We start from the raw sequence: 21,178 nt of genomic DNA on the forward strand, positions 1-21,178 counted from the left end.
GGCTCGGGAGATCGTCCGCGGCCCCCGTTTTTGGCGGTGCGGCCAGGCGGACGGCGGGTGAGGCTTCGGGCCCGGAGGTGCACCGATGGAGGCGATCCGCGCGGCACGGGGGACGGGACTCTCCTGCAAGGGCTGGGTGCAGGAGGCCGCCCTGCGCATGCTGATGAACAACCTCGATCCCGAGGTGGCCGAGCGACCCGAGGACCTCGTCGTGTACGGCGGGACGGGCAAGGCGGCGCGCGACTGGGACAGCTACCGGCGGATCGTCGCGAGCCTGCGCGCGCTCGGAGACGACGAGACGCTGCTCGTCCAGAGCGGCAAGCCGGTCGGCGTCCTCGGCACGCACCCCGACGCGCCGCGCGTGCTCATCGCCAACTCGAACCTCGTCCCGCGCTTCGCCACCTGGGAGCACTTCTGGGACCTCGAGAAGCGCGGCCTCATCATGTACGGCCAGATGACCGCGGGGTCCTGGATCTACATCGGGACGCAGGGGATCCTGCAGGGCACCTACGAGACGTTCGCGCAGGCCGGGCGGACGCACTTCGGCACGGACGATCTCGCCGGCCGGCTCGTCCTCTCGGGCGGGCTCGGCGGGATGGGCGGCGCGCAGCCGCTCGCGGCGACGATGCTCGGAGCGGCGTTCCTCGGCGTCGACGTGGATCCCGCGCGGATCGAGAAGCGCCTCCAGGGCGGCTACCTCGACGCGCGCTCGGACGATCTCGACGACGCGCTCCGGAGGCTCGAGGAGGCGCGGCGCGCGCGACGGCCGCTCTCCATCGGGCTCGTGGGGAACGCCGCGACGGTGTACGCGGAGCTCGCTCGGCGCGGCATCGCCCCGGACCTCGTCACCGATCAGACCTCCGCGCACGATCCCCTGAACGGCTACGTCCCCGCGGACCTGCCGCTCGCGGACGCGCCGGCGCTCCGGCGGCGCGATCCCGAGGGCTACGTCCGCCGCGCGAAGGAGTCGATGGCGCGCCAGGTCGAGGCGATGCTCGCCATGCGCGCCGCCGGGAGCCACGTCTTCGACTACGGCAACAACCTCCGCGCGGGCGCGCGCGAGGCCGGGCTCGCGGACGCCTTCGCCTATCCAGGCTTCGTGCCCGCCTACATCCGGCCGATGTTCTGCGAGGGCAAGGGGCCGTTCCGCTGGGTGGCGCTCTCCGGCGATCCGGCCGACATCGCCCGCACCGACGCGGCGGTCGCCGCCCTCTTCCCGGAGAACGAGGGCCTCCGCCGCTGGCTCGACCTCGCCGCCCGCAAGGTGAAGTTCCAGGGGCTCCCGGCGCGGATCTGCTGGCTCGGCTACGGCGAGCGGGATCGGGCGGGGCGCGTCTTCAACGACCTCGTCCGGCGCGGCGAGGTGAAGGCGCCGATCGTCATCGGGCGCGACCACCTCGACTGCGGCTCGGTCGCCTCGCCGAACCGCGAGACCGAGGCGATGAAGGACGGCTCCGACGCGATCGCCGACTGGCCGATCCTGAACGCGCTCGTGAACGCGGTGAACGGCGCCTCGTGGGTGAGCTTCCACCACGGCGGAGGCGTGGGGATCGGCTGGTCCCTGCACGCCGGGCAGGTGGTGGTCGCCGACGGCACGGAGGCGGCAGGGCGCCGGGTCGAGCGGGTGCTCCGGAGCGATCCGGCGATGGGCGTGCTCCGCCACGCGGATGCGGGGTATGAGGAGGCGAGGGAGGTGGCGAGAGAACGGGGGGTGAAGATCCCGTGAGCGGCGGCGGGCCGGCGAGGTCGACCTCGACCTCGACCTCGACCTCGACCTCGACCTCGACCTCGACCTCGACCCAGGCCCTGGCCCTGGCCCTGACCCTGGCACTGGCCTGACCCCGACCTCGACCCCGACCCCGACCCCGACCTCGACCCCTCGCCCGCACCCCGACCCCGACCCCGACCTTCCCTCCCGCGCGTGCCCCCTCGCAAACCGCTCCGCCCCAAGGCCTCCCTCGTCGTCCGCAACGCGGTCGTCGCCACCTGCGACGCCGGCGCCTCCGACCCAGGCCTCATCCCCGGCGCCGCCGTCGCGGTGGACGACCGGCGCATCGCCTTCGTCGGACCGGAGCGCGGGCTCGAGGCGGTGGTCGACGTCGAGGGTGCGCAGGTGATCGACGCCGCCGGCGGGCTCGTCACCCCGGGGCTCGTGGACGCGCACACGCACCTCGTCTTCGCGGGCGAGCGGGCCGGTGAGTTCGCGCTGCGCTGCTCGGGCAAGAGCTACCTCTCGGTCGCGCTCTCCGGCGGCGGCATCGCGGCGACGACGCGGGCCACGCGCGCGGCCTCCGACGCGGCGCTGCTCGAGACCGCGATGGCCCGCGCCCGCCGCCTCCTCGCCCAGGGCGTCACCACCGTCGAGGTGAAGAGCGGCTACGGGCTCTCGACGGAGGACGAGCTCAGGCTCCTGCGCGTCATCCACGACCTCGCGCACGCGCTCTGGGCCGAGGTGACGATCGTCCCGACGCTGCTCGCCCACGCGGTCCCGCCCGAGCGCGCGGGAGACCGGGACGCGTTCGTGCGCGAGCTGTGCGAGGTGCTCGTGCCGCGCGCCGCGCGCGAGAAGCTCGCGGAGCACGTGGACGTCTTCGCGGAGGAGGGCGCGTTCACGCTCGACGAGGCGCGCCGCGTCCTCGCGGCGGGCGCGCGCCACGGGCTCGTTCCGCACGTGCACGCCGACCAGCTGACCGCCTCGGGCGGCTCCCGCCTCGCGGCCGAGCTCTCCTGCGCGAGCGCGGATCACCTCGAGGAGATCGACGACGAGGGGATCGCCGCCCTCGCCCGCGCCGACGTCGTGGCGGGGCTCCTCCCGCTCTCCACCCTCTTCCTCGGCTCGAGCCGCTACGCGCCGGCGCGCAAGCTCCTCTCCGCCGGCGTCCGCGTCGCCCTCGCGACGAACCTCAACCCGGGCAGCGCCATGAGCGAGAACGTCGGGCTCGCGCTCTCGCTCGCGTGCCTGCAGCTCGGGCTCAGCCCGGCGGAGGCGCTCGTCGCCTTCACCGCCGGGGGGGCGCGGGCCCTCCGCCGCCCGGACGCGGGGCGCCTCCGGCCCGGCGCCGACGCCGACCTCGTGCTGTGGGGCTGCGGCTCGCCCGAGCACCTCGCCTGGCACATGGCGGTGAACCACGCCCTCGTCGTGGTGAAGCGCGGGCGGGTCGTCCACACCGCCGCTGCGGGGGCGGCGGTCGATTGCCGCTGAGCGTATGCGGATCGGCCTCGTCTCGGACACGCACGGGCTCGTCGATCCCAGGCTCGGCGACGTCTTCGGTGGGGTCGAGCTCGTCCTCCACGCCGGCGACATCGTGAAGCCGCGGATCCTGGACGTGCTCCGGGAGATCGCGCCGGTGAAGGCGGTGCGCGGGAACAACGACGAGGGGCTGCCCGCGCTCGGGCGCCTGCCGGAGACGGCGCTCGTCGAGGTGGGCGCGCTCACGCTGCTCCTCGTGCACGATCTCGGCGCGCGCGAGCGGCCGAAGCCCCCGGCGCGCCCGCTCCTCGCGCGCCACCGGCCCGAGCTCGTGGTCCACGGCCACTCGCACCGCCCCGGCGTCGCGCGCGTGGGCGACACGCTGTTCGTGAACCCGGGCAGCGCGGGACCGCGCCGCTTCTCGCTGCCGCGCACGGCGGCGCTCCTGGAGGTGCGCGGCCGCACCGTGCGCGTCACGTTCTTCGACCTCGCCCGCGACGAACCGGACCTCTTCGGCGAGCCGGTCGAGGCCGCGCTTTGATGATGACGCGCTTCCCGCCAAAGGGCCGGACGCTGCGCGCGATCGGCTTCGACGACGCGCCGTTCGCGCGGCGCCGCGGCGGCGACGTCGGGCTCGCGGGCGTCGTCTGCGCGGGGACGCGCTTCGAGGGGCTCGTCTGGGGCCGCGTGCGCCAGGACGGCTGGAACGCGACCGAGGCCATCGCCGCGCTGCTCGTGGGCGGGAAGTTCCTCCCCCAGCTCCACCTCGTCCTCCTCGACGGCCTCGGCTTCGGCGGGATGAACCTCGTGGATCTCGAGGCGCTCGCGGCGCGGCTCGGCCGCCCGTGCGCCGCGGTCATGCGTCGACTTCCGGACGTCCCCGCGATGGAGCGCGCGATCCGCCGCCTGCCGCGGCCCGAGCGCCGCCTCGCGCTCCTCGCGCGCGCCGGCCCGGTGCACCGGCTCGGAGGGTTCGTCTTCCAGGTGCGGGGAGCGGAGCCCGCCGCCACGGCCGAGGCGCTGGCGCAGATCACCGACCGGGGCGCCGTCCCCGAGCCGCTCCGGCTCGCGCACCTCGTGGGCGCGGCGGTGCGCGAGGGGGAGAGCGGAAGACGCGCCTGAACGGCCCTCGCCGCCTCTACCCCGGCGAGCGGATGCTCGCCGGGCCGGGTGCCAGCGCGACCTCCGATTGGCGCGCGCGCTCGCCCGCTGCTAGGTTTCGAGACCGCGATGTGCCGCCTCTTCGGCCAGCACGCTCACCCCGACTTCGACGTCTGCGAGCCGCTCTGCAGCGCGGAGAATGCGCTCCGCTTCCAGTCGCACCGCCATCCGCACGGCTGGGGCATCGGCTGGTACGTCGACGGGGCGCCGCACGTCCGGCGCGGCATCCTGCCCGCCCACGCCGACGAGTCGTTCGTCGTCGCCGGCCGGGAGGTCCGCTCCGCGGTCGTGATCGCGCACGTGCGCGAGGCGAGCGTCGGCCCGGTGCTCCGCGAGAACACGCACCCGTTCCTGTTCGACCGCTGGCTCTTCGCCCACAACGGCACGGTGGCGCGCTACCGCGAGGTCCCCGCGGTCCGGTCGGCCATCGAGGCGGAGATCGATCCCGACCTGCGCCAGGAGATCCGCGGCGACACCGACAGCGAGCGGGTCTTCTACCTCTTCGTCTCCCGCCTCCGCGCGCTCGGCACCCCGCGCGCGGCGGACCTCTCCCTCGTCCGACGGGCCCTCGCCGACACGACCGAGACCGTCCTCCGCATCGCCGACGCCGAGCCCTCGCCGAAGCCGACCTCGCTCAACCTCGTCGTCTCCGACGGCCGGCTGCTCGCCGCGTGCCGGCACGGGCGGACGCTCCACGTCGCGTCCGCCGCCGCCCCGCGCCACGTCTTCGCGGTGGCGAGCGAGCCCATCGGCGCGGGCCCGTGGCAGGAGCTCCCCGAGGGCGGGTTCGCCGGCACCGAGGACGGGGCGCGGGTGCAGCGCAGCGCCTTGCGTCTCTAGTCGAGCCCCGCGATCGCGAGGCCTCGCGGAGTGCGCACCTCGTAGCGGAGCTCGACGACCTTCGCCTCGCGGGCGCCGAGGGCGAGCTCGTGGATGCGCACGCCGGGGCGCTCGGGATCCTCCCGCGTCGGCGCGGTGGTGCCGTCGAGGATCGCCACCTTGATCCGCTCGTCGCGGCTCACCGGGACGAGGTCGAGGAGCCTCACCGCGACCGGGGTCGCGTAACGGTTCTTCACCTCGATGCGGACGCGGTAGCGCTGGACGTCCTCCTTGGAGAGGAGGCCGGCCGTGAGCCGCTTCCGCTCGAGCACCTTGCGCTCCACCTCGACCCGGCCGTCCACGCCGAAGGCGAGCTCGAGCTCGCCGCCGGGCGGGGTGAGGGCGACGGGCGCCCGGCCGACGAACTCGTCGCCCACGTAGATGCCGGCGAGGCCGGGAAGGAGCGGGAAGCCGGTCTCGTTCACCGCCTTGGCCGTGAGGAACGTCGCGGCCTCGCGGCGCGGCGCGGCGATGCGGACGAGCTCAGCGCGCAGCGGGAAGCGCTGCAGCGCGATCTTGCGGGCCTGCCCCGCGCCGTCCACGGACTCGCGCCGCGGCGCCGTGAACGCGGCGGAGAGGAGCCCCTGCTCGACCGACGCGGCCGCGAGCTCGACCTCCTGGGGCTCGCCCTCGGCGACGTCCTGCTCCGGCTCCTGCGCGAACGCGCTCTTCGCGGCCGCCGGGGCGCTCGCTTGCGAGCGCCGCGCCACGCCGAGGGTGTGCACGTCCCGGCGCTCCGTCAGGTAGACGGGCTCGAGCTCGGGGACGTACACGCCGCGCGCGGGCTCCGCCGTGGAGACGACGAGCTTCACCTCGGACCAGTCCTCACCGGTGCGCTGCCACACCGAGCCGAGGAAGGTGAGCTCCATCGTCGCGCGCTCCGGCTCGAGCCGGGCGTCCCAGATCGGCGTCCAGCCTGCGGAGCCGACCGCGTACGAGACCGCGAGCTCGAGCGCGCCGTCCCGCTCCGCCTCCAGCTCGACGCCGACCGCCTTCGTGGTCCGGGCGCGCTTCGACTGCACCTTCTCGAGCTCCGCGCGCGCCTGCGCGAGCTTCCGGGCGAGCTCGCGCCGCCCGGCCTCCGCCTTGCGCACCCGCGCGGCGGCGTCCGCGAGCTCGCGCTCGACGTGACCGGCGAGCTCCGCCCACTCGCGGGCCGAGACGCCGCGGACCGCGAGGTTCTTGGCGCGCTCCTCGGAGTAGGTCGAGCGGAGCGACTCGACGAACTTCGCGCGCGCCTGGGCGGCGCGGCTCGCGTCCTCGAGCGCGCGGTCGTCGTCCTGGAGCCGCTCGATCCGCTCCTCCACCGCGCGCGCCTCCGCCGTCACCGCCGCCTGCGCGGTCACCCGCTCGACGCTCACGCCGAACACGCGCGCCCGGGCGGCGCCCTTCCCTTCCACCCGGATCGAGTCGTCGTCGAGCTCGTCCGGGAGCCCCTCCAGCACGACGCGGCTCGCGCCGGCCGGCAGCTCGAAGCGGGCGACCCGGGTCACGCGGGCGGACTGACGGTAGACGGTGACCGCGTCGATGCGAGACGCGGGCTTCACGGTGGATGCGGCGGCGAGGGCGGGGAACACGAGGGCGACGAGCGCGAGGTTGCGCATGCGAGAGGCCTCCTGCGGGCTCGTAACGCATGCACCCCGGAGATCGGTCTATCGCCTCCCTTCGATCACTCCATCAGCCGCCACGCGAAGTCGGGAGTGCCGGCACACCCAGGGGGTCCCTCGCCCCACCCGTCGCGAGGTTTGAGGCCGACCGGCGAGTGCGCCCTTTTGCCGCGATCCGTGCTCGCCAAGCGCGTCTTTCCGGCGAACATCACGCACCGTGATTGAGGTACAGCCTCGGACTGCGCGTTCGAGCGCAGCACGCCACACGGCAGCCTGACACCCATCAAGCCCCAACCGGGGGCCTCACGGCACCCCGATTGCAGCCCGGCCCCGCGACCTCCTCTCGGTGACCGGAGAGCCGCAACCGTGTCCGACAGACTCACCCAGCGTCGCGCATCGTCCCTCCGCGTCGGCGCGGCGTGGGCGCCGGCTGCGATCCTCGCGAGCGCGCTCCTCTGCGCCGCGCCCCTCGGCTCGCTCGCCCAGGGCATCGACGCCTCGCAGACTCCGCCAACCGCCGATCCAGCGGCTCCGGAGCGCTGCACGGGCTGCCACGCGCTCGTCGTCCAGAAGCCGGTGGTCCACGGCGCGATGCAGGCCGCCGACTGCCGGGACTGCCACGCGCCGGTGCCCTCCCAGCCGGGCAAGTGCGGCGCGAGGACCGCGTCGCACTGGGCCCTCGCCAAGGCGGCCCCGGACCTCTGCTACGACTGCCACGAGCGCAAGGACAAGACCAAGTCCGTCCACACAGCGCTCCGCGACGGAAGCTGCCTGGACTGCCACGCCGCGCACGCCTCCGACCACGCCGGCCTCCTCAAGGCGCCGCGCGAGGAGCTCTGCTTCGGCTGCCACGACGCGAAGGCGCTGCTCCCGAAGTCCGTGAGGCACGCTCCGGTCGCGGAGGGTCGCTGCCTCGAGTGCCACGATCCGCACGGCAGCGATCGACCGAACGCGCTGCGCGCCGCCCAGGATCGAGCCGCGTGCCTGCGCTGCCACGACGTGCGCGCGCCGTCCGGGAAGGGCACGCCCGGGCGCTCGGCGCGCCTCGACCTGTCGAAGCCGAACGTGCACCCCGCGCTCGACGCCGGGGAGTGCGGCGCGTGCCACGAGACGGGTCACTCCGGCGAGCTCCCGAAGCTCCTCAAGAAGCGTCCGGTCGAGCTCTGCTACGAGTGTCACGACCGGAAGGACGGCACGCCGTTCCCGCACGGCGCGGTGACCCTCGGCGACTGCACCGCCTGTCACGACCCGCACGCGTCCGAGCAGAAGAAGCTGCTCGCCCGGAAGACCGACAAGGAGCTCTGCTTCGGCTGCCATCAGGACGACCTGACCGGCCGCGCGGTCGTCCACCCTCCCGCCGCGGACGGCTGCGGCGACTGTCACGATCCCCACGGCGGCAAGTTCCCGCGCGCGCTCAAGGGCGGCGCCGGCAAGGCCGTGTGCGAGGCCTGTCACGCGCCCGTGGACACGGGTTCCGTGAAGCACGCGGCGCTCGAGCGCTACGGGTGCACGGCCTGCCACGATCCGCACGGCTCGGCGAACGCCGCGCTGCTCGCCGACCGCGTCAACGCGCTCTGCGGCTCGTGCCACCCGGACCAGCAGGACGGCCGGCACGTGGCGGCGCTCTCCGGCCCGCCTCACCCGGTGGGCGGCGACCTCCTCGACCCCCGCCGTCCCGGTCGCGGCTTCAGCTGCGCGAGCTGTCACGCGCCGCACGGCTCGGACAACGCGAAGCTCTTCTACGTCGGGAAGACGCCCATGCAGTCCTGCGATGGCTGCCACGGGGACAAGTCGGGCGAGCACCCGGAGCTGCAGAACGTCGTCTCGCGAGCGCGACGCAAGCCGGGCGCGCCGGAGCCCGGCGCGGCCCCACCCTCGCCCTCGGGAGCCCCCCGGTGAGCGCGATCCCCTTCCTCTGTCTCGCCGTCGCCGCGCTCGCCGGAGGCGAGGTGATCGGCAAGGTCGGCGAGGTCCCGCTGTCGCGCGCCGCCTACGAGGAGCGGGCCGACGCGCTCCGCACCCTCGGCCAGCCCTCGCGGCCGGACGACGTCGTCGCGAGCCTCGTGGACGAGGTGCTCCTCGCGGAGGACGCCCGCCGCGAGGGCCTCGACCGCGCGCCCGAGCTGAAGGCGCGCCTCGACTCGGAGCGGCGCCGCATCGTCGGAGACGCCTTCGTGGAGCGGTCCCTCGGCGACGCGCTGGACCCGCCCGAGGCCGAGCTCCAGGCCGCGTTCCACGCGACCGCCGACTTCGCGCGCCTCCAGCTGCTCTTCTACGGAGAGCGGACCGCCGCGACGGAGGCCGCCGCGCGCCTCCGGGCGGGCGGCGCGCTCGCGGAGGAGGCCCGGCGGGCCGCCGTCGCGCAGGTGACGCCGGGCGACGCCGATGCGCCGCTCCTCATGCGCTCGCAGCTCTCGCCCGCGCTCGCGAGCGCGGTCTTCCAGGCCAGGGCCGGCGCGGTCGTCGGCCCGGTCGAGGTGCCGGAGGGGCTCGCGATCGCGAAGGTCGTCTCGCTCGACGTGGGCGACGCGGCGGCCTACCAGGCCCGGCGCGGCGCGCTCCGCGCGCGCGCGCGGCAGCAGGTGCTCGGGCCGGCGCGGCAGCACGTCGCCGAGAACCTGCGCGCCCACGCGAAGGTCACCGTGGACGAGGCGTTCCTGCGCTCCACCGAGGCGCGCGAGCCCGCGGCCGCCGCCGACGGCCGCGTCATCGCGACGGTCCTCGGCCAGCCCCTCAGGTATCGCGACATCCTCGTGGCCCTGCGCTCGCTCGCGGAGCGGGGCGCGGGGCGCCACGTGTCCGGCGCGCAGGTCAAGATCGACGCCGCGTGGCGCGAGGTGGACGCGCGCCTGCTCGAGCACGCGGCGGTCGAGCGCGGCGTCGCCGCCGCTCCGGAGGTTCGTGAGCGCCTCGCGATGACCGAGCGCGGCGTGCTCGCTGCCGCCGCGGCGCAGCGGCTCCTGCGGCCCGCGTCCAGGGGCGAGGACGCCGAGCGGCGCATGGCGCGGGTCCGCGCGCGGCTCGAGCGGCTGCGCGCCGAGATCCCGATCTCCGTCGATCGAGCTGCCCTGGCGGCCGGCGCGGGCGCACGCTGAGAGGACCGCGTCCGCGTGCGCTCCCGATCCGCCGTCGCCGGCCTCGTCCTGCTCGCGTCCGCGCGCGCCGTCGCGCTCCCCTCGCCGACGCGGGCGGGTGAGCTGGGGCTGCTCGACGTCCCGGATGCCGAGGTCATGGGCACGGGCCGTGGGGCCCTCGGGGCGGAGCTCCGCTTCGATCGCGTGACGGGCCAGCCCGGCCGCTCCGGACCGCTGCCCGCGTCGCTCGTCATGGGCGTGGGGGCGCGGCTCGATCTCGGCCTCGCCGTCCGCGAGTGGGGCCAGCCCGGCGATCCGATCCCGGCACGCCCGACCTTCGGAGCCGCGGCGAAGCTGAAGCTCCTCTCGAGCTCCTCGCTGCGGGTCCCGAGCCTCGCCCTCGGCCTCACGCTGGACCGCTTCAACGCGGGCCCGGTGGCCGGAGCGCGCCTCGTCGCGTCCACCTCGCCGACGGCTCCGGTGCGGCTCGCCGCGTTCGCCGGGCTCGAGGGGGAGCGTGGGCGCCTCGACGCGCCGGGCGTGACCGGGGGCGCCGCGCTCGCCGTGTCCCCGTTCGAACGGCTGGAGGCCATCTTCGAGGCCCTCGGCGGGCCCCGCGGCCCGAACTTCGGGGCGGCGCTCCGCGTGGGCGTGCGGCCGACGATCGCGCTCCAGCTCGCGCTCAACTACCTGCCGTCGGACGACGGGCTGCGCGTGAGCCTCGGCGTCGCCCTGGGCTCGCCGCCGCGCGAGCGGCCGCCTGCCCCCGCCGTCGTGCCCGCGCCGCCGGCGGTCGACTCGCCGTCGGCGCCGCCGACGTTCGTCGAGCCCCGGCCGCGGTTCCGGCTCAAGCTGGGCCGCGCCGGCGCGGGGCCCCGGGCCCTCACCGGTGCTCAGGCTTCCGCTGCCGCTGGCCCCGTCGCAGCCGACCCGACCGCACCCGCCGCGCCCGCGCCCGCAGCACCCTCCCCCACCGGCACGGCCACACCGGCGAGCGCCACAGCCCGCGCGACGGCGCAGCAGTCCGTGTCCACGATGCCGCTCGCGAAGAGCGGCAATGCGGCGCCGTCTCGCGCGGCCGCCGGCCCGGCACCCGCCGAGCCCGCCGCTGCCACGTCGCCGGAGCGCGAGCCCGCTCCCGCCGCCGCGCACGCCGACCCGCCGGCTCCGGTCGAGAAGCGCAGCCCCGCGGCACCGTCTCGCGCGGCCGTCGCCTCCGCAGAGCGCGTCGCCGCCACGCCGGAGCGCGAGGCCGTTCCCACCGCCGCGCACGATGCGTCGCCGGCACCGGACGCTGAGACGAGCGCGCCCACGCCGGCCCGCGCGACGGTCGCCTCGGCACCCGCCGCACCGGTCGCTGCCGACGCGGACCGCGAAACCGTTCCTGCCACGGAGTCCGTGGCTCCAACCCAGGTCGGGAAGAGCAGCGCCCCGGCGCCGAGCCGCACCGCCCTGGCCTCGAAGCCCTCCGAGCCGGTCGCCCCCGTTGCCGCGCCCGAGCGCGAGCCCGCTCCCGCCCCCACGCAGGAGGCGGCACCGGCACCGGCAACGGCCGAGAAGACCAGTCCCCCGGCGCCGAGCCGCACCGTCCTGGCCTCGAAGCCCTCAGAGCCGGCCGCCCCCGTTGCCGCGCCCGAGCGCGAGCGCGAGCCCGCTCCCGCCCCCACGCAGGAGGCGGCACCGGCACCGGCTCCGACCGAGAAGACCAGCCCCCCGGCGCCGAGCCGCACCGCCCTGGCCTCGAAGCCCTCCGGGCCGGTCGTTCCCGTTGCCGCGCCCGAGCGCGAGCCCGCTCCCGCGCGCACGCACGCCGCGGGGGCGGCCCCCATCGAGCAGAGCAGCGCCGCGGCGCCGACGCGCCCGACGATCTCCTCCACGCCCGCCGAGCCCGTCGCCGCCGCGTCGCCCGAGCACGAGACCGCTCCCGCCCCGGCGCGCGCCGCGGCGCCGGCCCCCGTCGCGGAGAGCAGCGCCGCGGCGCCGGCCCGCACGACGGACGCCTCCGCGCCCGCCGCCGAGCGCATCGCGCCGTCGAGCCCGCGCCTGGATCGGGAGGAGCCGCGGCTCGCCCCTGCGGTCGCGCAGCTTCACGAGGAGCACGCCACGGCGGTCGCCGAGGCGGGCTCGCACCCCGCGAAGCGCACCGCGACGACACGGGAACGCCGCGCGTCGCGCGGGCCCGCGCCCGCCGTCCAGCCCTCGCCTTCGCCGGCGCGCTCCGTCGCGGTGGCTTCGCCGCGGGCCACCCCGGGAGCGATCGCGCCCTCCCCTGCGCCCGCCCGAGCGGCGGCCGCGAGCCCCGGCGCGCCTGCGGCGGCGTCGTCGCGGCCGGCGCCCGTCGAGGCGCCGGCGCCGGCGCGCGTCTCCAACGTCCCGTCCCACGCCACGCCGGCGACGACGCGCGCGGTCACGGTGCGCGCCCTGACGAGCGACGTCCCCATCGAGCGCATCACCGCGCAGGGTCGCGTGATCACCTTCACGCTCCCGCTCGCGCCCGTCTCCGCGTCCGACCGCGATCGGATCCGCGAGATCGCCGCGCTGTCCGCGCGCGACGGGAGGCCGATCTACGTGTGGGAGTGCAGCCGAGGCCGCGCGAAGGGTCCGAGCGCTCCACGGACCCTCGTGCCCCACGCGCCGTCGACCGCGCAGATCGTCACCCAGCTCGTCCTCGAGGGCCCCGTGACCGTGGACGAGCTCGTCGCGGCGCTGCGGCGGAGCATGCAGCCCGGGATCGAGCTCTGCGCGTCGCTCTACCTCCCAGGCGAGGCGCCGCGTGCCGTCGAGCTCGAGCCTCTGCGCTCCTCCGGAGGCGCCGCCCGATGAACTCCAACCGCGCCGCCATCGGGCTCCTGCTCGCGATCGCGATCGGCCCCGCGCGCGGCCTCGCCTTCGACTACAGCGGCCGCCTGGGGCTCCGCTACGACCGGACCGACGGCTGGATCGACGGGCAGCACGGGTTCGTGCCCGTCCTGAACCTCGACGGCGCCGCGTCCGCGAGCGGCTACCTGTTCGCGCCCGACGCCCTGCGCCTGCGCGGCGGCCTCGAGTACGACCGGCTGCGCCGGGGGGCCGGCGGGGACGAGAGCACCGACGGGACGCTCACCTACGAGGGCTCCGCATCGCTCTTCGAGACGCGCGAGAGCCGGCTCGGCGCGTCCGCCGAGGCGTACCGCCGGGTCATCGACTTCACGACCTCGGCCGCGGCCGCGGCGGTCACCGGCACGCGGGTGGAGTCCGGCTACGGCGCGAGGGCGCGCTACGCCGATCACGTCCTGCCGATGCTGTCGCTCGGCGCCTTCCAGCGCGACAGCAACAGCGTCGACGCCGCGGGCGTCGAGCGGGCGGAGACCACGCGCCTCGTCGAGGTGAGCACGCAGCACGGTCCCGGGCCGTACTCGGCCCGCGTGGACTACCGCGGCCGCTGGAACGAGGGGGACCTCGCGATCCAGGACTACACGACGCACGAGGTGGACGCGAACGCGTCCACGTCCCTCGGCGGCGCCGTCGAGGGCTTCGCCTCCGTCCGCTACGACCTCCGGCTCCCCGGCAACGTCGACGCCGTGAACCCGCGCTACGAGGGCGACCTCGTGCGGTCGGGGGCGCGCTGGACCGGCGAGGCCAGCCGCGGGTCGGCCCACTACGCGTACACGCATGTGAGCCTCTCCGCGCCCGCGCTCCTCGATCGCGAGCGGATCCAGCAGTCCGTCACCGCCTATCACGAGGTGACGCACTCGCCGCGCTGGGAGTCGGCGTGGACGGCGAGCCTGGCGCTCACGCAGGACCGGCTCGCCGCGGTGGAGGAGACGGCCGCAGGGCAGATGGCGGGAGCGGTGCTCCGCTGGCGCGCCCGGGGCGAGGCGCGCAGCCTGCTGCTCGAGGCCGGTCCGACGCTGGGCCTCCTGGAGCCCGCGGCGGGCGGGAGCGAGCTCGGGTACGGCGCGCACGCGCGGGCCCGGCTCGACGGGGCCTGGGACGTCGTCCGGTACGGGATCGACTACGCGATCGACCATCGCTCCAACCTGGACGCCGTGCTGGGCTGGGGCCTGCGCCAGTCCCTGCTCGTCGAAGGCGCGCGCAGCTTCTCGAGCGTCTCGACCCGGCTCGCGCTCACCGCCTCGGCCACGCGCCAGGACCTGAAGCTCTTCGGGGCGAGCTCGACGCGCGACGTCCTCCTGCGCGCCGGCGCGACCTGGCGCCGCCACGAGGTCACCCTCGACGCGGGCGTGCTCGACGGCGTCTCTGGCGCGCTGCAGGGGATCCGCGGCGACGGCCTGTTCCTGCCGCCCGAGTTCGACACCCACTCGCGCTACGCGATGCTCATCATCGGGAGCGAGCTCGCCGAGCGGCTGCGGCTCACAGGCCGCATCCGCCACGCCGCCGTCTCGGGGCCCGAGTATGCGGATCAGCGGGAGACGAACGTCGGCGGGGGCCTCTCCTACCGGATCGGGCTCGTGACGTTCTCGGTCGAGGAGACCTACACCTTCGCCGAGGCCGGCTCCACGACGCGCCGCCGCAACGACCTCTTCGTGCGCGCGAGCCGCACGTTCGGCGGACGCTTCCCGTGACGCCCGCCGCCGCACGCCTCGGCGCCCTCGCCGCCTGCGCCGCGCTCGCCTGCGCCCATGCCCCGCGCGCCGCGCCCAGCCAGCTCCCCGACCTTCGCTGGCCCGAGGGGCCCGCCGCCCCGCGCGCGCGGCTCGCGCGGCTGCTCCCGGACCCGCAGGCACAGGCGCCCATCGCCCCCGCCTGGCGCCGCGCCCTCGACGCCGTCCTCGGCCTCGAGCGCCGCGCGCCGGACGCGGGCCTGCGCCGCCCGTTCGGCGTGCTCGCCGTCGACGGCGAGGAGACCCTCGTCGCCGACCCTGACCTCGCCCGCGTGGTGCGCGTGGGGGGCCGGGGGACGCAGCGGACCGTGGAGTGCAAGGGCCGCGCGTGGAGCGCGCCGTTCGCGCTCGCCCGCGCGCCCTCGGGAGAGCTCCTCGTCGCCGACGCGGGCGCCGCCGTCGTCGTGAGGATCTCGCCCGACGGGCGCTGCGCCGAGCTCGGCGCCGGACGGCTCGAGCGGCCGACCGGGGTCGCCGCGACGGCGGACCGGATCTACGTGGCCGATCCGCCGCGCCACGAGGTGGTCGCGCTCTCCGCGGCAGGCGAGGTCGTCGCCCGCATGGGCGGACGCGGCGCGGGCGACGGGCAGCTCAGCTTCCCGACCGCGGTGGCGGTGGCGCCTGACGGCACCCTGCTCGTCGTGGACGCGCTCAACTTCCGCATCTCGCGGTTCTCGCCGGACGGGCGCTGGCTGGGCGCGTTCGGAGAGGCCGGCGACGAGGGCGGAGCGCTCGCCAGGCCCAAGGGGATCGCGGTGGATCGCGAGGGGCGTGTCTACGTGAGCGACGCCCAGCGCGACGTGGTCCTCGTCTTCTCGCCTGCGGGCGCGCTCGAGTACGCCCTGGGCGCGAGCGGCGAGGGGCCGGGCCGGTTCGTCCACCCCGCGGGGCTCGCGGTCGCGGGGAACCGCCTGCTCGTCGCGGACAGCCTGAATGGCCGCGTCCAGGTCTTCGAGCTCATCGGAGAGGCACCATGAGGCTCCTCGTCGCCGTCGCGCTCCTCGCCGCCTCGCCCGCGCTCGCGGCCCCAGGCCGCGTCGCCGGCTCGAAGCACGACCTCTCCGTCACCGGACCGGGGCCCATCAAGGCGGAGCAGGAGACGCGCGTCTGCATCTTCTGCCACGTGCCCCACCAGGGGAGCCGCGAGGCGCTGTCGAGCCGGCCGGATCCCGGCGCCGGGCACCGGCCCTACGCGAGCGGCACGATGCGGGCCCGGCCCGGCGCGCCCTCCGGCGCGTCGCGCGTGTGCCTCTCCTGCCACGACGGCACGATCGCGATCGGCCGGACCACCTCCGAGCTCATCGCGATGAACGGCGCCGCGCCGGGCGGCGTCATCCCGTCGACGCGACGGTCGAACCTCGGCACCGACCTGCGGCGCACGCACCCGATCTCCTTCGCTCCGGCGCCGGCGGCGTCCACGCACCGGCCCGCGCCGCACGACGCGGTGCGCCTCGACAGGAACGGCGAGCTGCAGTGCACCGCCTGCCACGACCCTCACGCGGAGTATGGGGGTTCCGCAGAGGGCAAGTTCCTCGTCAAGCCGACGGCGGGGGCCCAGCTCTGCGCCACGTGCCACGTGTCGTCGGGCGCGTCGAGCCACGCCTCCTCGCCCGCGGCGCTCCCGCCCGCCGAGCGCGCCGCGACGGGCTACGCCTCCGTCGCCGAGGCCGCGTGCATGGCCTGCCACCGCTCTCACGGCGGCGACGCCCGCGGCGGACTGGTCGCCCGCGGCGACGTCGAGCGCGACGATGCCCTGTGCCTCCGCTGCCACGGCGGCGCGGTCGCGCGGCTCGACGTCGCCCTCGACGCGGCGAAGCCCTACTCCCACGCGATCGACGGCGGCCGCCAGCACGACGCCGCGGAGGGCCCGAGCGGCCCGGGCCCTCGGCTGCCCGAGACGTCCGCCGCCGCGCCCCGCCACGCCGTGTGCGTGGACTGCCACGATCCGCACGAGGCGAACGGGCAGCGCACGGCTGCCCCCCTCGCCGGCGGCGCGCTGGCCGGCGTGTGGGGCATCGACCTCGCCGGCCGACCGGTGACGCCGGCGCGCTTCCAGTACGAGGTCTGCTTCAAGTGCCACGCCGACAGCGCGAACCAGGCCGACGCGCCGGGCGCGGTGCGGCGCGCGCGCCCCGAGCCGAACCTCCGGCTCGTGTTCGACCCCTCCGCGCCCTCGTTCCACCCGGTCGCCGCGCCGGGCCGCAACCCCGAGGTCCCCGGGCTCCTCCCTCCGTACGACGAGACGAGCCTCGTCTACTGCACCGACTGCCACGCCTCGAGCTCCGGCCCCGGGGCGGGCGGGAGCGGGCCCCGCGGGCCGCACGGCTCCGTCTACCCGCACCTGCTCGAGCGCAGCTACTCCACCGCCGACGGGACCGTCGAGAGCGCCGCGGCGTACGCGCTCTGCTACAAGTGCCACGATCGCGAGGTCCTCCTCTCGTCGCGCTCCGCCTTCCCGCACCGCCGGCACGTCGTGGATGGGCGCGCGGCCTGCGCCGCCTGCCACGCGGCGCACGGCGTCGCGCGCACCTCCGGCACCGACACGGCGAACGCCCACCTCGTCGACTTCGACCTGTCGGTGGTGGGCCCGGGCCCGGGCGGACGGCGCGAGTACGAGCGCCGCGGCCCGCGCACGGGGAGCTGCGCGCTGCGATGCCACGGCAGGGAGCACGACCGGACCACGTACTGACCACGCCCGACGGTGGCGTCCGCGATTTGCGCGAGCCGCTGGCGCGTGAGATCACCGGCTTCCCGGGTCCGCCCCTCGGGGCCCCGCACACAGGCGAGACGATCATGAGCACCCGCACCGCGTCCCCTTCTCTCCCCCCCGCCGCGCTCGCGGGCGCCGCTCGGCGCCGCGCGGCGCTCGCCGCGGCCCACCACGCCGCGGCGACCGGCAGCGCGGGCGCGCAGCGGAATGCGGACACCCGGGTCTGGCCGCCGCCCCCCGACAAGGCGCGCATCGAGTACGTGGAGACGATCTCCGGCACGGAGGGGTTCTCGCGCTCGTTCTGGTCGAAGGCCCGCCGCGCGCTCTTCGGCCGAGGGGACGAGATCTCGCTCAAGAACCCGATGGCGCTCGCGCTCTCGCCGGACGATCGCAGGCTGTACGTCTCCTGCCCGATGGCCGGGTCCGTGGTGGAGCTCGATCTCGTGGAGCGCTCGGTCCGGGGGGTCGCCAGCGCGGACGGGCACCGCCCCGCGCAGCCGTTCGGGCTCGCGGTGGATGCGGCGGGGGACCTGTTCGTCGCCGACGCCGCCCAGCGGACGGTCCTCGTCTACGCGGCCGGCGGCGCGTTCCTGCGCGAGATCGGCCGCGGGCTGCTCGAGCGCCCGACGGGGCTCGCCATCGACCGCACCCGCGGCCTCCTGTATGTCGTCGAGGGTGGGAGCCGCGAGTCGGAGCGGCACCTCGTCGAGGTCTTTGCGCTCGATGGCCGCCACCTCAGGACGATCGGCGGGCCGGGCTCCGCGCCAGGACGCTTCCTGTTCCCGTCGCACGCGGCCGTGGACGCAGGCGGCAACCTGTACGTCTCCGACACGCTCAACTCCCGCGTCCAGGTGTTCGACCCGGCGGGCGAGCTCGTGACCGCGTTCGGGACGCTGGGGAGCGCACCGGGCTCGTTCGGCAAGGTGAAGGGGATCGCGTTCGACGCGTTCGGCAACCTGCACGCCGCGGACGGGCAGAACGCCACCGTGCAGATCTTCAACGCGCAGCACCGGGTGCTGCTCGAGTACGGCGGTCGCGGCGGTCGCGTGGAGTTCATGGAGCTCCCGACCGGCGTCGCCGTGAGCTCTGGAAACGACATCTTCGTGGCCGACTACACCGGCAACCGCGTGAACCACTACCGGCTCGTCAACACCGCGGCGCAGGACTCGTCGGTGGTGGCGGGCGCAGCCGACGCGCCGCGTTAGCGGCGGCCCGACCACCAGCGCGCGCCACCGCCGAGGGCGAGGCGGACCCAGGGTCGAGCCAGTACACCACCGCGCCTCTCGGTTACTCGCTGTGAACCATCTTCTGCGCGCCAGCGCGCAGGGACACAGGCGGGAATTGACCTGAGGTCAATGCACCCGTTGACCTTTCGTCGGCGGCTGGGGGTACTCCCCCACCGTCGGCGATGTACGGCCGCGAAAGGACCCAGCTATCCCAGGTCCCGTGCGGGCCCTGCTCTTGCACCTGTGCCCGCCCGGCCGTGCGCAGGGGCACGGCAACACGAAAGGACTGTCCCTCACATGAAGAAGGCTATCGTTCTCGGCCTGGCGCTCTTCGCGACCACCGCCTCGGCGGCCATCACGGGCACGCCGCACGACCTCCTCAAGCTCGCGGGCAACACGGCGTCGAGCGCCTGCCAGTACTGCCACATGCCGCACCACTCCAACACGGCCGTCACCGACGCGCCCCTCTGGGCGAAGGCGGTCCGGACGAGCTACACGGACGGCGGCGTGGCCAAGACCGTCGGCTCGAACTCGCAGCTCTGCCTGAGCTGCCACGACGGCACGGCGTCGGCGGTCACGACCCAGCACAACGGCCAGACGCTCGCGACCGCGTACACGATCAACGGCGGCGCGACGGGCGGCACGAACGTCGGGACGGAGCTCGGCAACGATCACCCCGTGTCGATCACGTACGCCTCGGCCGGCGGCGGCCTCGCCGCGCTCGTCTCGCTCACGGCCGCGAAGACGGCCGGGTTCGTGTTCTTCGGCGCGACCGCCGACCAGCTCGAGTGCGGGAGCTGCCACGATCCGCACGTCCAGCCCACCGGGGGCAACTTCCTCCGCGGCGGCACGGGCGACTTCTGCACGAAGTGCCACCAGAAGTAACGCAGGCGTCGCGCGGTCGATGAACGACCGCGGCGGTGCACGAGGGGGAGAGGCCGAGAGGTCTCTCCCCTTTTCAGTTCCCCGCGCTCGGCGCCCCGTCGAACGAGCGCAGCCGTGGTATGCCTCGCACCCATGGGGAAGCTCGCGAGCACCCTCCTCGTCGCCGCCGGCGCGATCTGGACCCTGGGCACGGGCTGGCTCGCGGCGAACATCGGCCTCGCGCTGTCGCGCGCCGCGGCCGCGCCGCTCGTGGTGAAGGTGGCGGAAGCGCCGGCGGAGCGCTGGGTGCGGCTCGAGGACGCGGAGCCGCGCTGCGACACGCGCGCGGTGAGCAAGAGCTACACCTTCTTCCTCGCCGCGCCGCGGGGCGGCGGCGCGCCGTTCGTCGTGCAGCGCGTGGGCGACGTCCCCTGCGAGGCCGGGGCCCTCGAGGGCGGCTTCGTCCCGGGCACATTCACCCGCGACTTCCTGCAGAAGCGCTTCGGGGTGAACCTCCCCACCGACGGCGAGGTCCGCATCTTCACCGAGGCGCTCTCGCCGGGCTACCTCAAGGCGGCCCTGGGGCGGATGCTGCTCTTCCTGGCGATGGGCTTCCTCGTCTTCATCGTCGGGCTGCGCGCGATGAGGCGAGCGCGGGATTAGCGGTCCCGCTCCGGGCCGGGTCGCTCGAACGGCCTCGTCGCGAAGTCGGAGACGACCTCGTCGGTGTAGCCTCGGACGACATCCTCGAGCCCGCAGCCGTTCAGCGCGGCGGCGTCCGGAGCGGCCATCACGCAGCGGTACCGCTCCTCGGGCCAGTCGCGGCAGTCGCGCACGAGCGCCTCGCGGTGCGCGCGCGCCCACGCGTCCGAGCGCGCCTTCACGCGCTCCTCGGCGGCGGCGGTGGAGAGCTCCGGATCGCGCGCGGCCGCGAAGCGTCTCAGGCCCTCGACGTAGACCTCGAGCCCGGCCCGCAGGAGCGCGTCGACGCGATCCGCGGCGGCCTCGCAGCGCCGCGCCTCCGAGCGGGGGGCGGTCGCGCACGCGGCGAGCAGGAACGGGACGAGCAGCGCGACGACTCGGGTCATGCGGCCTCCGGCGGGGCTGTGCCCCCCGGACGATCCTGCCCGCACGCGCTCGCCTCCGGAGGAGAAAATTGGACGTGCGACGTCGCGTGCGTACCATCGACCTCGATGTCGCCGAGCCGCGGAAGTCTCCTCGCGCTGGCCCTCCTCGTGACGGGCTGCGCCGGAGGAAAGCTCGCGGCGCGGCGCGATCCCCTGCCCCCGCCCGCCCCCGGAATCCGGACCGGCTCCCTCACGGGAGCCGGTCCGGAGACCGGACTTCCTCGCGTGAGGGCGCCCCGCGTCGCCACCGAGGTCTCCATCCCGCGCGCGCTCGAAGCCGCCGCGAGCCTCCTCGGAGCGAGCGCCATCGTGATCGGTGGCGCCGACCACGGCGACGGCTGTGATGCGCTCGTCCGGGCCGCCCTGGCGGAGGGAGGCGTCGCCCTCCCCGACGGCGACGCGAGCGCCCTCCACGCCGCGGCGAAGGCCCGTGGCGGGGTCCGGCGCGGCAACGCCCGCCCCGGCGACCTCCTGTTCCTCTCCGACCGCCCCGGCGGACCGGTCGAGCACGTCGGCCTCGTCGAGCGCGTGGCCGACGACGGCACGGTCGTCTTCCTGCACCGGACCGCGCGCGGCGTCGCGCGCCTGCGCCTCACCGCGTCGAGCCCGTGGAAGGCGCGCACCGAGGCCGGCAAGGCGCTGAACGACGTGCTCGTCGTCGGCGCCGGGCGCGTCACCACCGGCCGGCTGCTCGTGGGGTACGCGACGCCGCGGTGAGCGCGGCGGCCGTGGACGG

17 protein-coding genes are annotated in these 21,178 nt (G+C 76.0%); 15 read left to right on the forward strand and 2 right to left on the reverse strand.

Going from position 1 to position 21,178, the window contains the following annotated elements:
* Positions 1-85: 85 nt before the first annotated feature.
* The 5 genes from hutU (at position 86) to MNY62_RS09760 (ending at position 5,191) form a co-directional block, all read left to right on the forward strand.
* The gene (gene hutU, locus MNY62_RS09740) at positions 86-1,726 is read left to right on the forward strand and encodes a urocanate hydratase (RefSeq protein WP_242343957.1); all 1,641 of its coding nucleotides are present in this window, start codon (positions 86-88) and stop codon (positions 1,724-1,726) included.
* A gap of 195 nt (positions 1,727-1,921) precedes the next feature.
* Entirely contained in the window at positions 1,922-3,202 is a 1,281-nt protein-coding gene (gene hutI / locus MNY62_RS09745; RefSeq protein ID WP_242343958.1) for an imidazolonepropionase, read from the forward strand.
* Between the two features lie 4 nt (positions 3,203-3,206).
* Positions 3,207-3,731, forward strand: coding sequence for a metallophosphoesterase family protein (locus MNY62_RS09750; protein ID WP_242343959.1), 525 nt, complete (start codon positions 3,207-3,209; stop codon positions 3,729-3,731).
* A complete protein-coding gene (locus tag MNY62_RS09755) occupies positions 3,731-4,312 on the forward strand; it encodes an endonuclease dU (protein WP_242343960.1) in 582 nt (193 codons plus the stop codon). Before MNY62_RS09750 ends, MNY62_RS09755 begins: the two co-directional genes overlap by 1 nt.
* Positions 4,313-4,420: 108 nt before the next feature.
* Positions 4,421-5,191, forward strand: a complete 771-nt coding sequence (locus MNY62_RS09760; RefSeq protein WP_242343961.1) for a class II glutamine amidotransferase — start codon at positions 4,421-4,423, stop codon at positions 5,189-5,191.
* Here the strand turns inward: MNY62_RS09760 and MNY62_RS09765 are convergent.
* Complete coding sequence (locus tag MNY62_RS09765; protein WP_242343962.1) at positions 5,188-6,834, reverse strand: mucoidy inhibitor MuiA family protein; 1,647 nt, start codon at positions 6,832-6,834, stop codon at positions 5,188-5,190. The genes MNY62_RS09760 and MNY62_RS09765 overlap by 4 nt on opposite strands.
* 369 nt (positions 6,835-7,203) lie before the next feature.
* Here MNY62_RS09765 and MNY62_RS09770 point away from each other — a divergent pair, with 369 nt between their 5' ends.
* The 9 genes from MNY62_RS09770 to MNY62_RS09810 all read left to right on the forward strand — a co-directional run bounded on the left by MNY62_RS09770 (position 7,204) and on the right by MNY62_RS09810 (position 19,978).
* A complete protein-coding gene (locus MNY62_RS09770) occupies positions 7,204-8,736 on the forward strand; it encodes a cytochrome c3 family protein (protein WP_242343963.1) in 1,533 nt (510 codons plus the stop codon).
* Positions 8,733-9,932 (forward strand): peptidyl-prolyl cis-trans isomerase, encoded by a 1,200-nt coding sequence (locus MNY62_RS09775; RefSeq protein ID WP_242343964.1) that lies wholly within the window; start codon positions 8,733-8,735, stop codon positions 9,930-9,932. The genes MNY62_RS09770 and MNY62_RS09775 overlap by 4 nt, the downstream gene beginning before the upstream one ends.
* 15 nt (positions 9,933-9,947) lie before the next feature.
* The gene (locus MNY62_RS09780; RefSeq protein ID WP_242343965.1) at positions 9,948-12,734 is read left to right on the forward strand and encodes a hypothetical protein; all 2,787 of its coding nucleotides are present in this window, start codon (positions 9,948-9,950) and stop codon (positions 12,732-12,734) included.
* Positions 12,731-14,476, forward strand: a complete 1,746-nt coding sequence (locus tag MNY62_RS09785; RefSeq protein WP_242343966.1) for a hypothetical protein — start codon at positions 12,731-12,733, stop codon at positions 14,474-14,476. Before MNY62_RS09780 ends, MNY62_RS09785 begins: the two co-directional genes overlap by 4 nt.
* Entirely contained in the window at positions 14,473-15,492 is a 1,020-nt protein-coding gene (locus tag MNY62_RS09790; RefSeq protein WP_242343967.1) for a 6-bladed beta-propeller, read from the forward strand. The genes MNY62_RS09785 and MNY62_RS09790 overlap by 4 nt, the downstream gene beginning before the upstream one ends.
* Positions 15,489-17,204 carry a cytochrome c3 family protein gene (locus MNY62_RS09795; protein ID WP_242343968.1) on the forward strand — a complete coding sequence of 572 codons (1,716 nt, stop codon included), beginning with the start codon at positions 15,489-15,491 and terminating at the stop codon, positions 17,202-17,204. The genes MNY62_RS09790 and MNY62_RS09795 overlap by 4 nt, the downstream gene beginning before the upstream one ends.
* A gap of 104 nt (positions 17,205-17,308) precedes the next feature.
* Complete coding sequence (locus MNY62_RS09800; protein ID WP_242343969.1) at positions 17,309-18,430, forward strand: NHL repeat-containing protein; 1,122 nt, start codon at positions 17,309-17,311, stop codon at positions 18,428-18,430.
* 318 nt (positions 18,431-18,748) lie between these two features.
* Entirely contained in the window at positions 18,749-19,336 is a 588-nt protein-coding gene (locus MNY62_RS09805; protein ID WP_242343970.1) for a cytochrome c3 family protein, read from the forward strand.
* Positions 19,337-19,468: 132 nt separating this feature from the next.
* The gene (locus MNY62_RS09810; protein WP_242343971.1) at positions 19,469-19,978 is read left to right on the forward strand and encodes a hypothetical protein; all 510 of its coding nucleotides are present in this window, start codon (positions 19,469-19,471) and stop codon (positions 19,976-19,978) included.
* Here the strand turns inward: MNY62_RS09810 and MNY62_RS09815 are convergent.
* The gene (locus MNY62_RS09815; RefSeq protein WP_242343972.1) at positions 19,975-20,403 is read right to left on the reverse strand and encodes a hypothetical protein; all 429 of its coding nucleotides are present in this window, start codon (positions 20,401-20,403) and stop codon (positions 19,975-19,977) included. The two genes, MNY62_RS09810 and MNY62_RS09815, sit on opposite strands and share 4 nt — an antisense overlap.
* Before the next feature lie 264 nt (positions 20,404-20,667).
* Between MNY62_RS09815 and MNY62_RS09820 the strand changes: the two genes are divergently transcribed.
* Entirely contained in the window at positions 20,668-21,159 is a 492-nt protein-coding gene (locus tag MNY62_RS09820; RefSeq protein ID WP_242343973.1) for a CHAP domain-containing protein, read from the forward strand.
* Positions 21,160-21,178 lie beyond the last annotated feature (19 nt).

Source organism: Anaeromyxobacter terrae (assembly GCF_022690685.1).
Lineage (GTDB): Bacteria > Myxococcota > Myxococcia > Myxococcales > Anaeromyxobacteraceae > Anaeromyxobacter > Anaeromyxobacter terrae.

Bases quoted from the DNA above. Each gene is read 5' to 3' on its own strand.
- hutU (WP_242343957.1), top strand. From the start codon at position 86: ATGGAGGCGATCCGCGCGGCACGGGGGACGGGACTCTCCTGCAAGGGC.
- MNY62_RS09750 (WP_242343959.1), top strand. From the start codon at position 3,207: ATGCGGATCGGCCTCGTCTCGGACACGCACGGGCTCGTCGATCCCAGG.
- MNY62_RS09755 (WP_242343960.1), top strand. From the start codon at position 3,731: ATGATGACGCGCTTCCCGCCAAAGGGCCGGACGCTGCGCGCGATCGGC.
- MNY62_RS09760 (WP_242343961.1), top strand. From the start codon at position 4,421: ATGTGCCGCCTCTTCGGCCAGCACGCTCACCCCGACTTCGACGTCTGC.
- MNY62_RS09765 (WP_242343962.1), bottom strand. From the start codon at position 6,834: ATGCGCAACCTCGCGCTCGTCGCCCTCGTGTTCCCCGCCCTCGCCGCC.
- MNY62_RS09785 (WP_242343966.1), top strand. From the start codon at position 12,731: ATGAACTCCAACCGCGCCGCCATCGGGCTCCTGCTCGCGATCGCGATC.
- MNY62_RS09795 (WP_242343968.1), top strand. From the start codon at position 15,489: ATGAGGCTCCTCGTCGCCGTCGCGCTCCTCGCCGCCTCGCCCGCGCTC.
- MNY62_RS09800 (WP_242343969.1), top strand. From the start codon at position 17,309: ATGAGCACCCGCACCGCGTCCCCTTCTCTCCCCCCCGCCGCGCTCGCG.
- MNY62_RS09805 (WP_242343970.1), top strand. From the start codon at position 18,749: ATGAAGAAGGCTATCGTTCTCGGCCTGGCGCTCTTCGCGACCACCGCC.
- MNY62_RS09810 (WP_242343971.1), top strand. From the start codon at position 19,469: ATGGGGAAGCTCGCGAGCACCCTCCTCGTCGCCGCCGGCGCGATCTGG.
- MNY62_RS09815 (WP_242343972.1), bottom strand. From the start codon at position 20,403: ATGACCCGAGTCGTCGCGCTGCTCGTCCCGTTCCTGCTCGCCGCGTGC.